Here is a 17,721-nt window from a genome sequence, read left to right on the forward strand (position 1 = left end):
GCTGGCGCGTCTACCAATTCCGCCACCTGGGCGAGCAATTTCCATTTCAGTTTCAATTAAAGCAAGTTGTGGTGCCCAGGAGAAGACTCGAACTTCCACACCCGTGAGGATACCAGCACCTGAAGCTGGCGCGTCTACCAATTCCGCCACCTGGGCTTTGCTTTAATCGAACTTTGCGGTAAAGTGCATTGCTCTTTATGCAAGAAACGCGCATTATAGCGCCAATTTTCCACTTGTCAATTTATATATGAAGAAGAAAACCTCGCTCCGACTGCAAGACCCTTATCTGCAGCGGGAAACTCAACGCTACGAACACCCCCTGCCCAGTCGCGAATGGATTACCGAAATGCTGGAAGACAGAGGCGTGCCACTGAAAACCGAATCTTTAGCCATCCTGCTCGATATTGCCGAGCACGAAATGCCCTTTTTCGAACGCCGCCTGACTGCGATGGCGCGCGACGGGCAAATCCTCATCAACCGGCGCGGCATGGTGTGCGCTGCCGAAAAACTCGCGCTGGTGAAATGCCGCGTTGAAGCGCATAAAGACGGCTTCGGTTTTGCCGTACCGCTCACGCCCGACGGCCAGGGTGATTTCGTGCTGCCCGCCCGCCAAATGCGCGGCCTGATGCATGGCGACACGGTAACCGTGCGCCCGGCCGGCACGGATCGGCGCGGCCGCCGCGAAGGCCAGGTACTCGATGTGATTGAACGTGCGCAGAAAACCGTAGTTGGGCGGCTCATGATAGAGCGCGGCATCGCCATGCTCTCGCCCGAAGACAGCCGCCTGCCCGACAGCATCCTGCTCGAACCCGATTCGGTGGGCAAAGCCAAGCCCGGCCAAGTGGTGGTGGCTCAAATCGATGCCTACCCCGACGCGCACCGCCCCGCCGTGGCCAGCGTGGTGGAAGTGTTGGGCAACTATGCCGACAGCGGCATGGAAATCGAAATTGCCGTGCGCCAGCATCACCTGCCGCACCAATTCTCCACCGCCTGCGAAAAAGCCGCCGCGAAGATCCCTTCCACCGTACGCAAAACCGACCTCAAAGGCCGTGAAGACCTGCGCGATTTACCACTGGTAACGATAGACGGCGAAAACTCACGCGATTTCGACGATGCCGTATATGCCGAAAAACAAGGCCGCAATTTCCGCCTGGTGGTAGCCATTGCGGACGTGAGCCACTATGTGAAGCCGAAAGACGCGATTGATGCCGACGCGCTGGATCGCGCCACCAGCGTGTATTTCCCGCGCCGCGTGATTCCCATGCTGCCAGAAAGCCTCTCCAACGGCATTTGCTCGCTCAATCCCGATGTGGATCGGTTGTGTATGGTGTGCGACATGGTTTTTACCTACGCCGGCAATCTTAAATCCTACCGTTTCTACCCCGCCGTGATGCGCTCCCATGCCCGCCTCACCTACACCCAAGTGTGGGACTGGATTCAAAACGGCAGCGACAATCCGCTCAAGCCGCACATCGATACTCTCTACAAACTCTATCAAATCTTGCTCAAAAAACGCCACCAGCGCGGCGCGATGGAGTTTGAAACCACCGAAACCGAGATGATTTTCGACAAACAGGGCAAAATCAAACGCATCGTGCCCGTGGTGCGCAACGAAGCCCACCGCCTGATTGAAGAATGCATGCTCGCCGCCAACGTGTGCGCTGCCGAATTCCTGCTTAAGCATCAGCATCCCGCCCTATTCCGCAACCACTCTGGCCCCACCCCGGAAAAGCTCGCCACCCTGCGCGAGCAGCTCGGCCTGCTCGGCCTTACCCTCGGCGGCGGCGAACAGCCCACCCCGCTGGATTACGCCGCACTCTTCGCCCAAACCGCCGATCGCCCCGACCGCGAGCTGATTCAAGTGATGCTCCTGCGCTCCATGCAACAGGCCATGTACGAGCCAGAAAACAGCGGCCACTTCGGCCTTGCCTACCCCGCCTACACCCACTTCACCTCCCCCATCCGCCGCTACCCCGACCTCCTCGTGCACCGCGCCATCAAGGCCGTGCTTTCAGGTAGCCGCTACAACCCTGCCGAAAACTGGAGCGCGCTGGGCATCCACAGCTCGCAATGCGAGCGCCGTGCCGATGAAGCCAGCCGCGACGTGGAAAACTGGCTCAAAACCTACTATATGCAAGACAAAGTGGGCGAAGTATTCAGCGGCACAGTCAGCGGCATGGCCGGCTTCGGCCTGTTCGTTACCCTCGACGACATCCACATTGAAGGCCTCGTCCACATCAGCGAATTGGGCGAAGACTACTTCAACTATCGCGCCGAAACCATGAGCATCGAAGGCGAACGCAGCGGCTTGCGCTTCAGCATGGGCGACAAAGTTGTGGTTCAGGTAGCCCGTGCCGACTTGGATACCCGCAAAATCGACCTCATGCTCATCAGCGGCGGCAGCCTGCCCGGCAAAGTCAACAAACCCGCAGCCAAAGGGAAAACCGCCACAGCAAAAGGCAGAACCCGCAGCCAAGCTCCCGCCGGCAAACCTGCTGCCAAAAGCAAGGCCAAAGCCCCCGCTGCTCCGGCTAAGAAAACCCGCAGCCGTAAAAACAGCCAGCTAGCTCAGGCCGTCCAGCCCAAAGCCAAACGCAAGCCCCGCACCCGCAAAAAAAGCGGCTGAACTTTGAAAGAGGCTACCTGAAAACAAACAGGCTACCTGAAAGCGGATTTCCACTTTCAGGTAGCCTTTTCTGCCTAATATAGCAAGCCAAATTAACCTTTAATACAAGGCGGTGAGCCGCATGCAGTACAGAAGTACAGCAAGGCAAACCAACTCTGTAGCGAAGTGAAGTCGGTTGGATAGATGAAACATTACTTCGGCAAAGCTGAGGCTACCTGAAAAAGACAAAACCCGTTTGCACCAGCAGACGGGTTTCGTTTTTCAGGTAGCCTCAAATATTTAGTGGCTATATCGAAGTACGGGCGGCTCACCCGCTTTCTTGCATCGCTGCAAACTAGGCTCAGCTAATAACCGTGTTGCGGCTAAGCCATCCGTACATTCAATCACGCCAGCACATTGGCCAACAGGCTCTGTCCGAGGTAACCGCCCTGCTCCGCGCCGGGCAGGGTAAAGAAGTAGCCGCCGCCGAAGGGGCTGATGTATTCCTCCAAAGGCTCGAAGTCGAGCAGTTTCTGCACGAAGATAAAGCCGTCGTCAAGGTTGGCCTGGTAGCAGATGAAGATCAGACCCACATCGAGCTGGCCGGCTTTGGAGAGGCCGCGCGAATAGTCGAAGGGGCGGCGGTAGAGCAGATGCCGTTTCATGAATTCGGGGTCGCGGGTATTGGCGAGCCGCATGTGGCTGTCGGTGGGCAGAGTTTTGCCTTCGGGGTCGGAGGCGTAGTTGGGAATATCGCCTTCGTTTTTCATGCCCAGCGGGGCGCCGCTGTATTTTTCGCGGCCGAAGATGGTTTGCTGCTCTTGCAGCGGGGTTCTGTCCCAAAACTCTACGAAATGGCGGATAAGGCGCACAGCCTGATAGCTGCCGTTTTTGGCCCAGGCCGGTTCGTCTTTGCTGTTTTCAGCCACGCCGCTCCACAATACCGCATCGGCAGTTTCCGGTTTGGACACATCAGGATTGCCGGAGCCGTCGCGGAAGCCGAACAGGTTGCGTCCAGCCAGCGCGCCGGGCTCGGTTTTAGGCAAGAAGCCGTCGATACTCCAGCGGATAACGGCAAATTGGGCAGTGTTTTTAATCAGATCGCGCAGGGCGTTTTGGCAGGTTTCCGGGCTGAAGGCGCAGATTTGGATACTGATGTCGCCGTCGCACCATTCGCGCTGCAGTTTGTCGTTGGGGAAGTCTTTCATTTCCTGCAGGTGCTTGGGCTTGTGCGGACCCAGGCCGAAACGTTCGTCAAACAGGCTGTTGCCCACGCTGAGGGTGATGGTGAGGCCGTCTGGTTTGATGACTTTGCCAAGAATGCCGCTGCCCTGCGGTGGAAGTTTGGGGTCGCCATCTTGCAATTCGCCGCCTTTGGTAAGGAAATCGGCGCGGGCGGTGATGGCTCGGAATAGGTGTTCGAGCTCTTTGGGGGTTTTGGCCAGCACGTCGAAGGCGGCCATGATGGCGAATTGTTGGTGGGGCGTGGTGATGCCGGATTGATGGGTGCCGTAGAAAGGAAAGCTTTGATCGGAATGATGTTCCGCGCTGCCACCGCTGTTTTGCGCCGCGCTACCTTCGGCACTTTGACCATTACTGTTCAGGCCGCAAGCAGCCAGCCCGGCGGCAGCGGCGCCAACGGCGAGGCCTTTGAAGAGATTGCGTTTGGACGGGGATTGGGGGTGTTCGTTGTGACTCATGTTTTTCTCCTGCCGGGAGTAGAAATGGGTTGTTTGGCAATATACGCTGTTTTGATGAGTGATTATAGTGGATTAAAATAAAAATGATACAAGGCGGCGGTACAGGTAGTACATCTAGGCGAGCCAACGCCGTAGCATTGCGATTTTCATCCACTATAAATTTTCAGGTAGCCTCTATGCTGAATACAGGCTACCTGAAAATCTTTCATCCAACTAAATCAAACACGATGGCTTGCATTTAGTTCAAACCGAGAATACCGCGCAATTTAGCCAAATCTTCGGCCAAAGCGTTAATCGGTGCCTGCAGATTTTTACGGTCGGTTTCGCTGAGTTTGTCGTAGGGCTGGAAGCCTTTCTCGGTGCGGTATTTGGCGAGGATGTCGGTTACCTGTTTGAAGTTGGCATCGGTTTTATCCAACAGGGCTTGGTCTTTCTCGGCAATCATCGGGCGGAACAGCTCGATGATTTTCTGTGCGCCCTCTATGTTGGCTTGGAAGTCGCTCAGGTCGGTGCGGCTGTAGCGGTCTTCCTCGCCGCTGATTTTGCTGTTGGCAACTTCTTCAATTAGCACGGCGGCACCACCCACCACTTTGCTCGGCGGGAAGGTGAGGATGTCGATTTCCTGTTTCAGTTTCTGCACGTCGGCCAGAAGTTTGTCGGCTATCGGCTCCATGCCTTTGGTGGTGTTCAGCGTCCACAGAGAGTGTTCGATGCGGTGGAAGCCGCCGAAGCCCGGGTCTTGCTCTTTGTCTTTGAAGTCGTCGGCGCGCGCGTCGATGGCGGGATCAAGCTCGTTAAACAATTCGGCAATCGGCTCAATGCGCTCGTAGTGGGTGCGTACGTCGGCAAACATGGCTTTGGCATCTTCGGTGCGGCCGGCTTTCACGGCTTCTACGAAAGCAGTGGTTTTAGTCACCAGCTGGGCAGCTTCGTTTTGCACGTAAACTTTATAGTCGGCCAAAGGCTGAGCGAGTTTTTCCATATTGGCTTCACCGGCAGCTTCCTTGAAGCCGCTGTCGGTTACCACCAGCTTGCCGCGCGGGTTGTTCAACAGGCCGCAGGTCATTTCGTATTCGCCCGGCAGCAGGGTAACGGTCATTTTGTCGCTCAGGCTAGGGGCGATGTTTTCGCGCTCATCCACCACCATCACGCCCTTGAGGATTTCCCACTCCAACTTGCGGGTGCTGTTATTTTTGATGTTGAACACCACCTGGCCGCTGGGCACGGTAAGCTCCATCGGATCACAGGCATGGTCGTTTACTGCAATATTGAAGCTGCCGTCGGCATTAGCGGTGGCGGCTGCGCCGGAAGCAGCAGACGCACCGGAAGCTGGCGCAGCAGGCTGTTCAGCGGCTGGCGGCTGGCAGGCAGCCAAGCCCAAAGCGGCCAACACGGCCAAGGCGGTAAGATTCAGTTGCTTCATAATTTAACCTTTCAAATACAAAAACTAGCTAGTTTGGGAAGATACGGCAGCCGGCTTGCTGCCACGCAAAAACAAAAACAACACGGGAATCAGATAAGCGAAATAAAGAATAAAATCAGACAATACCGGATGATCGGTATAGCCGAAGAAACCACCAAGCAGCACACCCAGCGGGCTATCTTCATGCAAAACATGCGACCAATCGAGCGGTGTGTGCGAAGACCAATCAAACGGATTCACCTGCCACACATTCCACACCCCCGCCTCATGCAGTGCACGGAACGCGCCGGAAGTAAGGCCGGCGGCCACAAAAATCAGGAAGACGCCCGTCCAGCGGAAAAAACGCGCCAGGTTGATACGCACCCCGCCCTGATAAATCAGCCAGCCTACCACGGCCGAGGCGGCCAGCCCGAGCACTGCGCCCAGCGGCATAGCCGCCGTGGGGCTTTGGTTAAATACCGCCAGCAGGAAAAACACGCTCTCCAAACCTTCACGCGCCACCGCCAAAAAGGCCATACCCACCAACGCCCAGCCATGCCCGTTACCGCGGTTGAGCGCATCGCTCACCGACTGCTGCAAATGCTGCTTTATCGACTTGGCCGCCTTCTGCATCCACAGCACCATATAAGTGAGCATCGCCACGGCCACCAAACCGATCACGCCCACCACAAACTCTTGCTGCTTCTGCGGAATTTCGCCGGTTTTTTTATAAATAAACCAACCGGCAGACAGGCACATTGCCGCCGCCAGCACCACGCCGAGCCACACTTTCGGCATCATATGCCGATAGCCGCCCTGCTTCAAAAAGCCGGCCACAATGCCCACAATCAAAGCCGCCTCGATGCCCTCGCGCAGCATAATCAAAAAAGCAATCAGCATCGCCGGCCGCTCCTTACAAAATTCATATCCGGCGGATTATATCCTTGCAACAAAACAAAATGCAAACAATTTCTAATTAGATTAAATGAATATTTACTTATAAATTAATTATATGATTACCAATAAAAAATCGGCTCCCAAAAATCTATTGGAAACCGAATATAACTAAGCTGATAAAATCCATCCTACCACCAATACGGATAATACGGCCGATACATCATCCACTCCAACTCACGCCGCCGCTCGCGCCGCTCCAACATCTCCAGCTGCTGCCGATACACCAAATTCTCCCAAGCCATCCGATAACAAGCCTGAAAAGACGGCTCCGCAATCCGCCGCCGGTATTCACGCTGCAACTTAGGTTTCTCGGCATCTGCCACCCCCAAGTAATCCTCCTGCTGTAAAGCCAACAGCTCAGCCGTGCGCCGGTCGCACTGCGCCGCCAGCGCCACCGCCGTCTGTTTCATCTCCCGCTCTCTTGCCGCCTCATAGGCCGCACGCTGCTGCGGCGTCATCGCACAACCCGCCAGCAACCAGCCCGCAAAGGCTACCTGAAAAAGTTTTGCCAACATCACTCTCTCCTTAAACCAATGTTTAAGCAACAAATTAATCATACACCATTCCATAGCCGCCACAAACCGCCCCACCAAATTTTCAGGTAGCCTCACCCGCCAATCCGTTATAATCCCACCCCTTACCATTTCATAAACACGCCAACACCATGTTTGCCCAAGCCCGCCAACACCTCCGCACTCCGCGCGACCTCCTGCGCTTTTGCACCAGCCGCTTCAACCAAGCCCGCCTCAGCTTCGGCCACGGCAGCGACAACGCCCACGACGAAGCAGCCTACCTCATCCTCCACACCCTGCACCTTCCGCTCGACACCCTCGAGCCCTATCTCGATGCCGCACTCCTGCCCGAAGAAATCGACGCCGTGCTCAGCCTGGCCGAACGCCGCGTCAACGAACGCCTTCCCATGGCCTACCTCACCCGCCAAGCCTGGCAGGGCGACTTCGAATTTTATGTGGACGAACGCGTGCTCATCCCCCGCTCATTCATCTACGAACAACTCGGCGAGCCCATCGCCCCGTGGACAGGCGACAGCAACCAGATCCGCCGCGTGCTCGACCTCTGCACCGGCAGCGGCTGCCTCGCCATCCAAGCCGCCTGCCACTACCCCGAAGCCCAAGTCGACGCCGCCGACCTCAGCCCTGAAGCCTTGGAAGTGGCCGCTATCAACGTGGCCAACTACGGCCTAGAAGAGCGCGTCCGCCTGATTCAAAGCGACCTCTTCACCAACCTTTCCGGCACTTACGACCTCATCATCTCCAACCCCCCTTATGTAAATGCCGAAAGCGTTGCCGCCCTGCCCGCCGAATATCTGCACGAACCCGAAATGGCACTCGGCAGCGGCGAAGACGGCCTCGACGCCACCCGCCAAATCCTCCAACACGCCCCCCGCTTCCTCAATCCGCGCGGCGTATTGCTGGTGGAAATCGGCCACAATCGCGAAGCCCTCGAAGCCGCCTTCCCCCAGCTCCCCTTCTTCTGGCCCGAACAAAGCGACGGCGGCAGCAGCGTCTTCCTGCTCACCCGCGAACAATTATTGGGCGAAGAGTAGGCAAAGCCTAGCGTCTCCCATCCATCATAAAAGGCTACCTGAAAATTCCAATCCATTTTCAGGTAGCCTTTTCCCATCCAGGCCATCAGCGGCTGCGTTATAATAGCCACCCCGCAACCTACCGCAGGCAGCCCGCTATGCAACCCTTTTCCCCCATCTTCCGCCCCCTAAAATTCTACGCCGTAGTGCCCGATGCCGATTGGGTGGCACGCATGGTCGAGGCCGGCGCAGACACCGTGCAACTGCGCAGCAAAACCCTCACCGGCGAAGCCCTGCGCCGGGAAATCCGCCGCGCCATCGCCGCCACCCGCGGCTCGCATAGCCAACTTTTCATCAACGACCACTGGCAGCTTGCCCTTGAAGAAGGTGCCTACGGCGTACACCTCGGCCAAGAAGACATGGACAGCGCCGACTTCGCCGCCCTCGCCCGCGCCGGCATCCGCTTGGGGCTGAGCACCCACGACGAAGCCGAAATGGCCCGCGCCTTGGCCGTTCAGCCCAGCTACGTGGCCTGCGGCGCCGTGTTTGCCACCCACACCAAAGCCATGCCCACCGAACCGCAGGGGCTGGACAAACTGCGCCGCTACGTGCAGCAGGCCGGCAATACCCCCACTGTGGCCATCGGCGGCATTACGCTGGAAAACGCGCCCGCCGTGCTCGCCACCGGCGTGTCCTCGCTGGCCGTGGTCAGCGCCGTCACCCACGCCCCCGACCCCGCCGCCGCCGTGCGCGCCTTCCAACAATTGTGGCCGGAATAAGGCCGCCGCCGCATGAGGCTGCCTGAAACCTCTGCCGCAGCCCGGATAGATAGAAATATTACCTGCTTGATGCAAACCTCTCCCTCGAATACGGAGGATTAGGCTTCAGGCAAACCCAATTTTCAGGTAGCCCTTAACGATATACAAATTCCAAAACAAACCCTTCCCCACAAACGTGCAATGCTGCGCTACCCCTGCTGGTGCAGCCGAACGGAGCGCGGTTTTTCGGGAAATAAGGGCTTGCATGTTTGAAGCGGCAAAGCCGCAAGTTGCGAGCCCGCCCGAAAAATCGCGTGAAGTGAGGGAAGTTTGCGCAGCAAACCTGTGCCCGCAGTCGTCTTTCTTTTGCCTACTTTTCTTTGACGAAGCAAAGAAAAGTAGGTGCCCCGCGCCGGCATAAGGCGCAAGGGTGGATAGAACTAGAATAACGAAAGGCTACCTGAAAGTTGAAATTCACCTGAAACCCATCTCGTGAACCCCATTACCAACAACACTACCCCGAAAACCCAACACCATGTCCAACCGCCGCCTGATCTACGGCTTCCACGCCGTCAACGCCCGCCTGTGGCAAAACCCCAAAAGCCTCACCGAACTCTACGCCCTGTCCGGCCGCCACGATACCCGTATGCAGCAGGCCTTGGAAAAAGCCGCGCAGGAAAATATTCCCGTTCACTTCGTGGAAGCCGCCCGCCTCGATAATCTGTGCCGCCACGCGCGCCACCAAGGTATCGCCGGCTTTATCGACGCCTCGCACAACCACGTCCACCTCGACGACGTGCTCGACAACCTTACTGAGCCGCCGCTGCTGCTCATCCTCGACGGCATCACCGACCCGCACAACCTCGGCGCCTGCCTGCGCGTGGCCGATGCCATGGGCGTGCACGCCGTAATTGCGCCGAAAAACCGCAGTGTCGGCTTGAATGCCACCGTGAGCAAAGTGGCCTGCGGCGCCGCCGAAACCGTGCCCTACATCGCCGTAACCAACCTCGCCCGCACCCTGCGCGAACTCAAAGAGCGCGACATCTGGATAGTGGGCACCGACATGGGCGGCGAAGCCGACCTGTTCCACTACGATATCCCCGCCGCCGTGGCCTGGGTGATGGGCAACGAAGGCGAAGGCATGCGCCGCCTCACCCGCGAACACTGCGACGCACTGGTGTCCATCCCCATGCTCGGTACGGTGGAAAGCCTCAACGTATCCGTGAGTACCGGCATGGTGCTGGCCGAAACCCGCCGCCAGCGCGTGCTGAAGGCCGGTTGAAGCTAGCGGCTGTGAGTTTCAGGTAGCCTGAACCATCCGGGCTGCCTGAAAGCCCAAACTTCAGCGAAACTAAAGCACTTCCCAACGACACCCTATGCAGGCAGTTTATTCCGCCTATCCCTGAAGTTTTCAGGTAGCCCATCTCCAAGGCTACCTGAAACCCAAAACCCAAACACTAACAAACCCCATGCCCACCCAATGCCTCATCCTCGGCATCAGCGGCGCCGACGGCTTCCAATACGGCCACAAAGCCCTGCAACTGCTGCAAAACGCAGCCGACATCGAAACCCACCTCGTGATTTCCGAAGGCGCGGAGCACACCTGCCGACACGAAACCGCACACCGCATCGAAGATATTGCCACGCTAGCCGACGTGGTGCACCCCGTCCGCAACCTTGGCGCCGCCATTGCCAGCGGCTCGTTTGAAACCGTCGGGATGCTGGTGGCCCCCTGCTCCATGCGCAGCCTCGCCGCCATCGCCCACGGCCTGGGCGACAACCTGCTCACCCGCGCCGCCGACGTGACCCTCAAAGAGCGCCGCCGCCTCGTGCTGATGGCGCGCGAAACCCCGCTCAACCTCGCCCACCTCGACAATATGCGCCGCATCACCGAAATGGGCGGCATCATCTTCCCGCCCGTGCCCGCCCTCTACCTGCGCCCGCAAAACATAGACGAACTGCTCACCCACAGCGTAGGCCGAGCCCTCGGTCTGTTCGGCATCCGCATTCCCGATTTGCCCCACTGGAGCGGCGGCACGCCTTGAAACGCAGGAGTTAGTTGAAATTGAAGCTTCGGCAGACAGCTAGGTTTCTGTAAAGCCACAATAAAAATTTCAATATTCCAGGTAGCCTATATACACTCCATGTTCATAAAGGGATTCCCATGTCCCTCCATGCCCATAAACATAATCATGCCTACAGGAAATAACTTATGAACACAGTTAAAGAGCATAAATTCTATATGGAAAGGAATTTAGATTTAGAACAGGGTATTGAGATATCAAATAAAGAATTAATTAACTGTATATTTGATAACTGTCATATTGGTACACGCGATGATATTACGAAATTATCTATATTTAGAAATATAGATATGATTGACTGCTCATTATTAAACTGCTTAATCGGCCCGGTTATATTAGAGGACATCACTATAAAAAATCTTAAAACTGGAGATATAGCTATTTTTAACCTACCGTTATTAAAGCATATTAAAATTGAAGGAAAAATTGGGAAAATAAAAATAAATAATATTGGATTCAATTTAATGCCTACTCTGGAAGAAAAGAAAAAGATGATAGATATGAAAAATAGCTTTTATCAGAAAGTTGATTGGGCTATCGATATATCTAATGCGGAATTTCTAGATTTCTTCTGCTTAGGTATCCCGACAAATCTGTTTAAAATTAATCCGGAACATCAATTTATTGCCAATCGGGATAAAATAATTGAAAGTGGTATCCTTTCGTCTAAATTCATAAATAAAAATATCGTCTTAAATACAATATTGCAATTATTTATCGAATCTGAAGAAAACGATATAGTGTTGGTTGCTCCTTTGGCCAAGGCAAAAAAATATAGGGAACCCATATTGTTGGATTTGCAGAAACTTCGACAAGAGAAGATTATTTCTTAGCCTAAAAGCCGACTAAACTATACAAATACCAATATCCGCCGCCCCATTTTTCAGGTAGCCCCAATCCAGCCCAAGGAGTGCCCATGTCCTTCCACACCCACGAACACAATCATGCCCACGCCCACAGCACCAACACCCGCATCCTGCGCGTATCGCTGGCCGTGATTGGCGGCTTTATGCTGGTGGAAGCGGCGGCAGGCTGGCTCAGCGGCAGCCTCGCCCTTTTATCGGATGCGGGGCATATGTTTTCCGATGCCGCCTCGCTCGCCCTTGCGCTTTTCGCCTTCAAATGGGCGGAAAAGGCCGCCAACTCGCAGAAAAGCTACGGCTACCAGCGTGTGGAAATCCTGGCCGCCGCACTCAACGGCCTCACGCTGGTGGTGATGGCGGCTTGGATTTTGGTCGAAGCCGTTATCCGCGCCTTCCAACCCGTGCCCGTGGCGGGCGGTGCGATGCTGGCAGTGGCCGTACTCGGGCTCTTGGTAAACCTGTTTGTCGCTTGGTATATGCTGCGCGGCGAGAAGGACAACCTGAACATGCGCGGTGCGTTTTTGCATGTGGTGGGCGATTTGCTCGGCTCTGTTGCCGCAGTAGCAGCCGGCCTGTTGATACAGTTTTATGGCTGGAACTGGGCGGACTTGGTGGCCAGCGCGGCGGTGGCCCTGCTGATTGGCAAAAGCGGCTGGGGCGTGCTCTCAGGCAGCCTGCACATCCTGATGGAAGGCACGCCCAAAGGCACGGACTTGGTGAAAATTGCCGAAGACATTCAGAAAATCAATGGCATACTGGGCGTTCACGATTTGCACGCCTGGACGATTACCAGCAAGAAACACGCTATGTCCTGCCACATCATCGTGCGCGGCGACCTAACCGTGGCACAAGCCGCCACCTTGGCGCAACAGGTGCAGGCAACGGTGCAAACACACGGCATCGGCCACATCACCGTGCAAACCGAGCCCGCGGACAGCGGCACCGCATGCTGCCAGGCATGCGAACAGCCTACGCATGAAGGCGAACACCCCCATAATGGGAATCCAGAATAGATTAGGCTTAACGGCAAGCTATATTTCGTTCCATGTGCCATATAAGCTGATGCTTACCACTCACTCTACCCTTCTTTTCAGGTAGCCTGTTTCCATCAGGCTACCTGAAAACATATACATGCACGAAATGAATGAATACCAAGCCTTTCGATGTACCTGCCACCAAAACTTCCTTCTCATCACAAACTCACGCGCAATGCCAAGCGCCGAGGATATAAGGCTGTTTCGCGCCGGTAGCGGCGTGGGGGTTGCCCGGCTCGCGGCACACGCGGCAGGCAGCGAGCCAGGCGAAGGCGGCGGCTTCCACCCATTGCGGCGGCAGGTTTAGCTCGTCGGTGGTGGCGGTACGGATGCCGAGCGGGGCGAGTCTATCGGAGAGCTCGGCCATCAGCACGGGGTTGAACACGCCGCCGCCGCAGGCAAACACTTCGCGCACGCCGGGGGCGTGGGCGGCAATGGCGTCGGCGATGCTCTGCGCTGTGAGGGAGTTGAGGGTGCGCACGATATTGGCGGAGGCGTAGCTGTTTGCTGGCGGCTGTGCTTCGGTTCTGCTGTTTTTCAGGTAGCATTGCAGCCAATCGAGGGAAAACAAATCGCGCCCGGTGCTTTTGGGCGGGGTGCGGTGGAAATAAGGGTGTGCCAGCAGGGCTTGCAGCAGCTCGGGGAGCACGCGGCCGCTGCGGGCAAGGGCGCCGTCTCGGTCGCAGGTTTGGCCGAAATGGTGCTGCATATAGGCGTCGGCCAACATATTGCCGGGGCCGGTGTCGAAGCCGCTGGCATCGGCGTGCGGCTGCAATACGCTGATGTTGGCGATGCCGCCGATATTGAGCACCACGCGGCCATGTTCCGGGCTGCCGAACACGGCCTGATGGAAGGCGGGCACGAGCGGCGCGCCTTGGCCGCCGCCGGCCATATCGCGGCGGCGGAAGTCGCCCACGGTGTCGATGCCGGTGAGCTCGGCTAAGAGCGGCAGGTTGATGAGCTGCACGGTGTAGCCGTGTTCGGGGGCATGGCGCACGGTTTGGCCGTGCGCGCCGATGGCGGTAATATCGAGCGGGGCAAGCTTTTGCTGCGCCAGCAGGCCGTTCACAGCTTGGGCATTAAGCTCGGCCAACTCTTGTGCGAGCACTTCGCTGCGGTGGATTTCGTTGCCGCCGGGGTTTTGCAAATCCAGCAGGCGGCGACGCAAATCATCGCTGTAGGGCACGGCAAAATGGCCGAGCGCGCCCTGCCATTGGGTGCCGGCAAAAGCCGCCAGCACGGCATCTACGCCGTCCATGCTGGTGCCGGACATCAGGCCGATATAGTATTGGTTCATGGTGCGAACTATGTGGGAAAGACGGCGGCATTATATAGCGAACGGCAGCTGTTTTCAGGTAGCCCCATTGGCGGATTGGACTATAATGCCCGTGCTGCTTTCAGGTAGCCTCCGCCGCGATAAGGCTACCTGAAACGCTATTTTTACCATTTGCCGTATATAAGGACACCCCATGAGCCACTATTCCGCTATCGGCTTCCCTGCTATCGACAGCAACGACGAGCTGAACGACCTCATCCGCCAGGCCCTGCGCACGCTTGCCGAAGAAGATGATGACGATGCTGAAGAGCACTCTTCCGAAGCCGAGCCTTCCGACAACTATATGGTGTATTCCGATCCCAGTGGCGCGGAATTATGGCTGGGTTTTTCAGACGACGACAGCCTGCTCTGCGCCGAACCCTATTTTTCAGGTAGCCTGCACACCGTAGGCATAGATGCCGTATTCCCCAGCGGCTATGACGACGGCACAGGTTCGGTGCAGGCCTGGATGAACGGCAGCGAATGGAAAGACGGCGAATGGCTGGGCGGCAGTTATCCTTTCGTGTTTGACACCCCCGATTTGGCCAGCTTCCCCGAGCAATCAGAAAGCACCAGCTGCCAAATCCGCCTGTGTGCCTTTGCCGAAGAGGCTGATATTTTTGCCGATGAAGCCGCATTTGAAGCGCAACAAGACCCCGAACTGCCATTAAGCAGCACATTCTTTACCCCGTTGGGTATGTTTCAATCTTCCGATAATGTGGAAAATCCAGCCAAAGCGAGTGCATGGTTTATCGGCACTGTCCGCACTGCCGAAACGCACCGCAACGAATTATCCGGCAATGATTTCTACTGCTGCCTGATCGAAACCCACGGCGGCACGCTGCAAGCGGTATTCCCAAGCGATATGTTGGAGCATGCGCCGCAAACCGGCAATGTCATTAGCGGCAAATACTGGCTAACCGGGCACCTGGCAGCCTAAAAATTTACTTTACCCAATAGAAGGAATCTCCATGAGCAAGCAAAAAACCTGGTCCGGCCGCTTCAACGAGCCCGTGTCCGAACTCGTCAAACAATACACCGGCTCCATCCATTTCGACCAACGCCTTGCCCGCTGGGACATCCAAGGCTCGCTCGCGCACGCGCAGATGCTGCACGAAGCCGGCGTGCTCTCCGCGCAGGATTTGGCCGATATTCAGCGCGGCATGGCCGAAATCCAAGCCGAAATCGACGCAGGCAGCCTGCAATGGTCGCTCGATTTGGAAGACGTGCATATGAACATTGAACGCCGCCTCACCGACAAAATCGGCGACGCCGGCAAACGCCTGCACACCGGCCGCAGCCGCAACGACCAAGTCGCCACCGACATCCGCCTGTGGCTGCGCGACGAAATTTCCACCATCCGCCGCCTGATTAAAGACTTGCAGGCTGCCCTGCTTGATTTAGCCGAACAAAACGCCGCCACCGTCATGCCCGGCTTCACGCATCTTCAGGTCGCCCAGCCCGTCAGCTTCGGCCACCACCTGCTCGCCTATGTGGAAATGTTCGGCCGCGACGACGAACGCATGGCCGACTGCCGCCGCCGCACCAACCGCATGCCGCTGGGCGCCGCCGCGCTGGCCGGCACCACCTTCCCCGTCCGCCGCGAAACCACCGCCGCGCTCCTAGGCTTCGAACAAATCTGCCAAAACTCGCTCGATGCCGTGTCCGACCGCGACTTCGCCATCGAATTCACCGCCGCCGCCTCGCTGGTGATGGTGCATTTGAGCCGCCTGTCCGAAGAACTGATTTTGTGGATGTCGCCCCGCTTCGGCTTCATTGACATTGCCGACCGCTTCTGCACCGGTTCCAGCATCATGCCGCAGAAGAAAAACCCCGACGTGCCCGAACTCGTGCGCGGCAAATCCGGCCGCGTCATCGGCCACCTCACCGGCCTGATTATGCTGATGAAATCCCAGCCGCTGGCGTATAACAAAGACAATCAGGAAGACAAAGAGCCGCTGTTCGACACGGTGGACACGCTCATCGACACACTACGGATTTACGCCGACATGATGCGCGGCATCACCGTGAAGCCCGAAGCCATGCGCGCCGCCGTGCTGCAAGGCTTCGCCACCGCCACCGATTTGGCCGATTATCTGGTGAAAAAAGGCCTGCCCTTCCGCGACAGCCACGAAGCCGTCGCCCAAGCCGTGCGACACGCCGAACAGGCAGGCTGCGGGCTGGAAGACCTGCCGCTCACCGTGCTGCAAGGCTTCAGCACATTGATTGAAAACGACGTTTACCAAGTGCTCACCCCCGAAGGCAGCCTGAACGCCCGCAACCACTTGGGCGGCACCGCGCCGGAGCAGGTGAAGTTTCAGGTAGCCCGTTGGCGGGAGCTGTTGGCGGCAGATGCGTAACAGCGGTTTCAGGTAGCCTGTTGCCGCCCCGCTGCCTTGCACAAACTTTAGCGATATAATGCGCCATTCACACCATCTTAATTAAAAAGGAAACATCATGACCGAAGCCCAACTTTCCGCCTGGGGTATGAAAATCGGCCTCAGCGTGCTGGTTATCTTCATCGGCTTCATTATTTGGGACTTAGGCAAAAAATCCGGCGCCAGCAAATTCGGCATGGCCGTGCTGTTTTTTGTGCTCGGCTTGGGCGTGATGGGCTTTTTGATGAAAGAAGTGTTGGTGAATGTGATTTTGAAGTAACCCGTTGGCAACGGCTACCTGAAACACAGATTTCAAAAGCAAGCCAGGTTTTTACGGAGCGGAAACGAAACTTCAACGAAGTTAAAACCACAGCCGCACATTTTCAGGTAGCCTCAATACACATTGCTTCGGCCATTGCCGGAAACTATAACCGCCATTGCCGATGCACGGCCGGCCTTGTTATTTTGCGGCGAAACCCGTATCTTGCCTGCCATCTGAAATCCCTATCTGAAAGGAAAAAACATGAGCAACCAAATCATCCACACCTCCGATGCTGCCTTTGAAAAAGACGTATTGAAAGCCGAGCTGCCCGTATTGCTCGACTTCTGGGCTCCCTGGTGCGGCCCCTGCAAAATGATCGCCCCGATTCTGGACGACATCGCTGAAGAGTTCCAAGGCAAGCTGCAAGTAGTGAAGATGAATATCGACGAAAACGAGCAAACCCCCGCCCAATTCGGCGTGCGCGGCATCCCTACCCTGATGGTGTTCAACGGTGGCCAACGCGTAGCCACTAAAGTGGGCGCCCTGAGCAAAGGCCAGCTCACCGATTTCTTGAACGCTTCACTGTAATACCGCCTCATTCCGCCACCGCCGCATCTTTCGGCGGTGGCTTTCCTTGACAAGCCGCACTCAAGCTCCTAGAATGCCGCCGTTTTGCGCCCACCTCACTTTTGGCGCGCAGCTCCATTCTCCGGCTTACAACAGCCAAAACTCTTAAATCTTCCAAACTCATCCCCACACATATCCCCATTTCCCATTATCTGAACCGCGCGTTCATTTAATCAACTTATCCATTATTCGA

General features: G+C 56.6%; 16 protein-coding genes and 1 tRNA gene. 11 read left to right on the forward strand and 6 right to left on the reverse strand.

Annotation, left to right across the window (positions count from 1 at the left end; translation table 11 throughout):
• Positions 1 to 69: 69 nt before the first annotated feature.
• Positions 70 to 156, reverse strand: a tRNA-Leu gene (locus tag HMPREF2796_RS09160).
• Positions 157 to 247: 91 nt separating this feature from the next.
• On the opposite strand from HMPREF2796_RS09160, the gene rnr reads away from it, so the two are divergent.
• On the forward strand, positions 248 to 2,626 hold the full coding sequence (rnr, locus tag HMPREF2796_RS09165) for a ribonuclease R (RefSeq protein ID WP_070633060.1): 2,379 nt from the start codon (positions 248 to 250) through the stop codon (positions 2,624 to 2,626).
• A gap of 383 nt (positions 2,627 to 3,009) precedes the next feature.
• Here the strand turns inward: rnr and efeB are convergent, their stop codons facing one another.
• From efeB to HMPREF2796_RS09185, 4 genes are all read right to left on the reverse strand, one after another.
• Complete coding sequence (gene efeB / locus HMPREF2796_RS09170; RefSeq protein ID WP_070633062.1) at positions 3,010 to 4,305, reverse strand: iron uptake transporter deferrochelatase/peroxidase subunit; 1,296 nt, start codon at positions 4,303 to 4,305, stop codon at positions 3,010 to 3,012.
• Positions 4,306 to 4,543: 238 nt separating this feature from the next.
• Positions 4,544 to 5,728 carry an iron uptake system protein EfeO gene (gene efeO, locus HMPREF2796_RS09175; RefSeq protein WP_070633064.1) on the reverse strand — a complete coding sequence of 395 codons (1,185 nt, stop codon included), beginning with the start codon at positions 5,726 to 5,728 and terminating at the stop codon, positions 4,544 to 4,546.
• A gap of 24 nt (positions 5,729 to 5,752) precedes the next feature.
• Positions 5,753 to 6,607, reverse strand: a complete 855-nt coding sequence (gene efeU / locus HMPREF2796_RS09180; protein WP_070633066.1) for an iron uptake transporter permease EfeU — start codon at positions 6,605 to 6,607, stop codon at positions 5,753 to 5,755.
• Positions 6,608 to 6,792: 185 nt separating this feature from the next.
• A complete protein-coding gene (locus HMPREF2796_RS09185; RefSeq protein ID WP_070633507.1) occupies positions 6,793 to 7,179 on the reverse strand; it encodes a hypothetical protein in 387 nt (128 codons plus the stop codon).
• A 149-nt stretch (positions 7,180 to 7,328) separates the two neighbouring features.
• Here HMPREF2796_RS09185 and prmB point away from each other — a divergent pair, with 149 nt between their 5' ends.
• From prmB to HMPREF2796_RS09215, 6 genes are all read left to right on the forward strand, one after another.
• Positions 7,329 to 8,228 (forward strand): 50S ribosomal protein L3 N(5)-glutamine methyltransferase, encoded by a 900-nt coding sequence (gene prmB / locus HMPREF2796_RS09190; RefSeq protein WP_070633068.1) that lies wholly within the window; start codon positions 7,329 to 7,331, stop codon positions 8,226 to 8,228.
• A gap of 137 nt (positions 8,229 to 8,365) precedes the next feature.
• On the forward strand, positions 8,366 to 8,986 hold the full coding sequence (gene thiE / locus HMPREF2796_RS09195) for a thiamine phosphate synthase (protein WP_070633070.1): 621 nt from the start codon (positions 8,366 to 8,368) through the stop codon (positions 8,984 to 8,986).
• A gap of 514 nt (positions 8,987 to 9,500) precedes the next feature.
• Positions 9,501 to 10,247, forward strand: a complete 747-nt coding sequence (gene rlmB / locus HMPREF2796_RS09200; protein WP_064105531.1) for a 23S rRNA (guanosine(2251)-2'-O)-methyltransferase RlmB — start codon at positions 9,501 to 9,503, stop codon at positions 10,245 to 10,247.
• Between the two features lie 187 nt (positions 10,248 to 10,434).
• Positions 10,435 to 11,010, forward strand: coding sequence for a UbiX family flavin prenyltransferase (locus HMPREF2796_RS09205; protein WP_070633072.1), 576 nt, complete (start codon positions 10,435 to 10,437; stop codon positions 11,008 to 11,010).
• 167 nt (positions 11,011 to 11,177) lie between these two features.
• Positions 11,178 to 11,882 carry a hypothetical protein gene (locus HMPREF2796_RS09210; RefSeq protein ID WP_070633074.1) on the forward strand — a complete coding sequence of 235 codons (705 nt, stop codon included), beginning with the start codon at positions 11,178 to 11,180 and terminating at the stop codon, positions 11,880 to 11,882.
• A gap of 83 nt (positions 11,883 to 11,965) precedes the next feature.
• On the forward strand, positions 11,966 to 12,925 hold the full coding sequence (locus HMPREF2796_RS09215; RefSeq protein ID WP_070633075.1) for a cation diffusion facilitator family transporter: 960 nt from the start codon (positions 11,966 to 11,968) through the stop codon (positions 12,923 to 12,925).
• Between the two features lie 187 nt (positions 12,926 to 13,112).
• Here the strand turns inward: HMPREF2796_RS09215 and HMPREF2796_RS09220 are convergent, their stop codons facing one another.
• On the reverse strand, positions 13,113 to 14,243 hold the full coding sequence (locus HMPREF2796_RS09220) for an anhydro-N-acetylmuramic acid kinase (RefSeq protein WP_070633077.1): 1,131 nt from the start codon (positions 14,241 to 14,243) through the stop codon (positions 13,113 to 13,115).
• Positions 14,244 to 14,415: 172 nt separating this feature from the next.
• Here HMPREF2796_RS09220 and HMPREF2796_RS09225 point away from each other — a divergent pair, with 172 nt between their 5' ends.
• From HMPREF2796_RS09225 to trxA, 4 genes are all read left to right on the forward strand, one after another.
• Complete coding sequence (locus HMPREF2796_RS09225) at positions 14,416 to 15,201, forward strand: hypothetical protein (RefSeq protein ID WP_070633079.1); 786 nt, start codon at positions 14,416 to 14,418, stop codon at positions 15,199 to 15,201.
• Between the two features lie 31 nt (positions 15,202 to 15,232).
• Entirely contained in the window at positions 15,233 to 16,621 is a 1,389-nt protein-coding gene (argH, locus tag HMPREF2796_RS09230; RefSeq protein WP_070633081.1) for an argininosuccinate lyase, read from the forward strand.
• Positions 16,622 to 16,718: 97 nt separating this feature from the next.
• Positions 16,719 to 16,919 carry a DUF2788 domain-containing protein gene (locus tag HMPREF2796_RS09235; RefSeq protein ID WP_003823051.1) on the forward strand — a complete coding sequence of 67 codons (201 nt, stop codon included), beginning with the start codon at positions 16,719 to 16,721 and terminating at the stop codon, positions 16,917 to 16,919.
• Positions 16,920 to 17,162: 243 nt separating this feature from the next.
• Entirely contained in the window at positions 17,163 to 17,489 is a 327-nt protein-coding gene (gene trxA / locus HMPREF2796_RS09240) for a thioredoxin TrxA (RefSeq protein WP_003823052.1), read from the forward strand.
• Positions 17,490 to 17,721 lie beyond the last annotated feature (232 nt).

Source organism: Eikenella sp. HMSC071B05 (genome assembly GCF_001811325.1).
Lineage (GTDB): Bacteria > Pseudomonadota > Gammaproteobacteria > Burkholderiales > Neisseriaceae > Eikenella > Eikenella corrodens.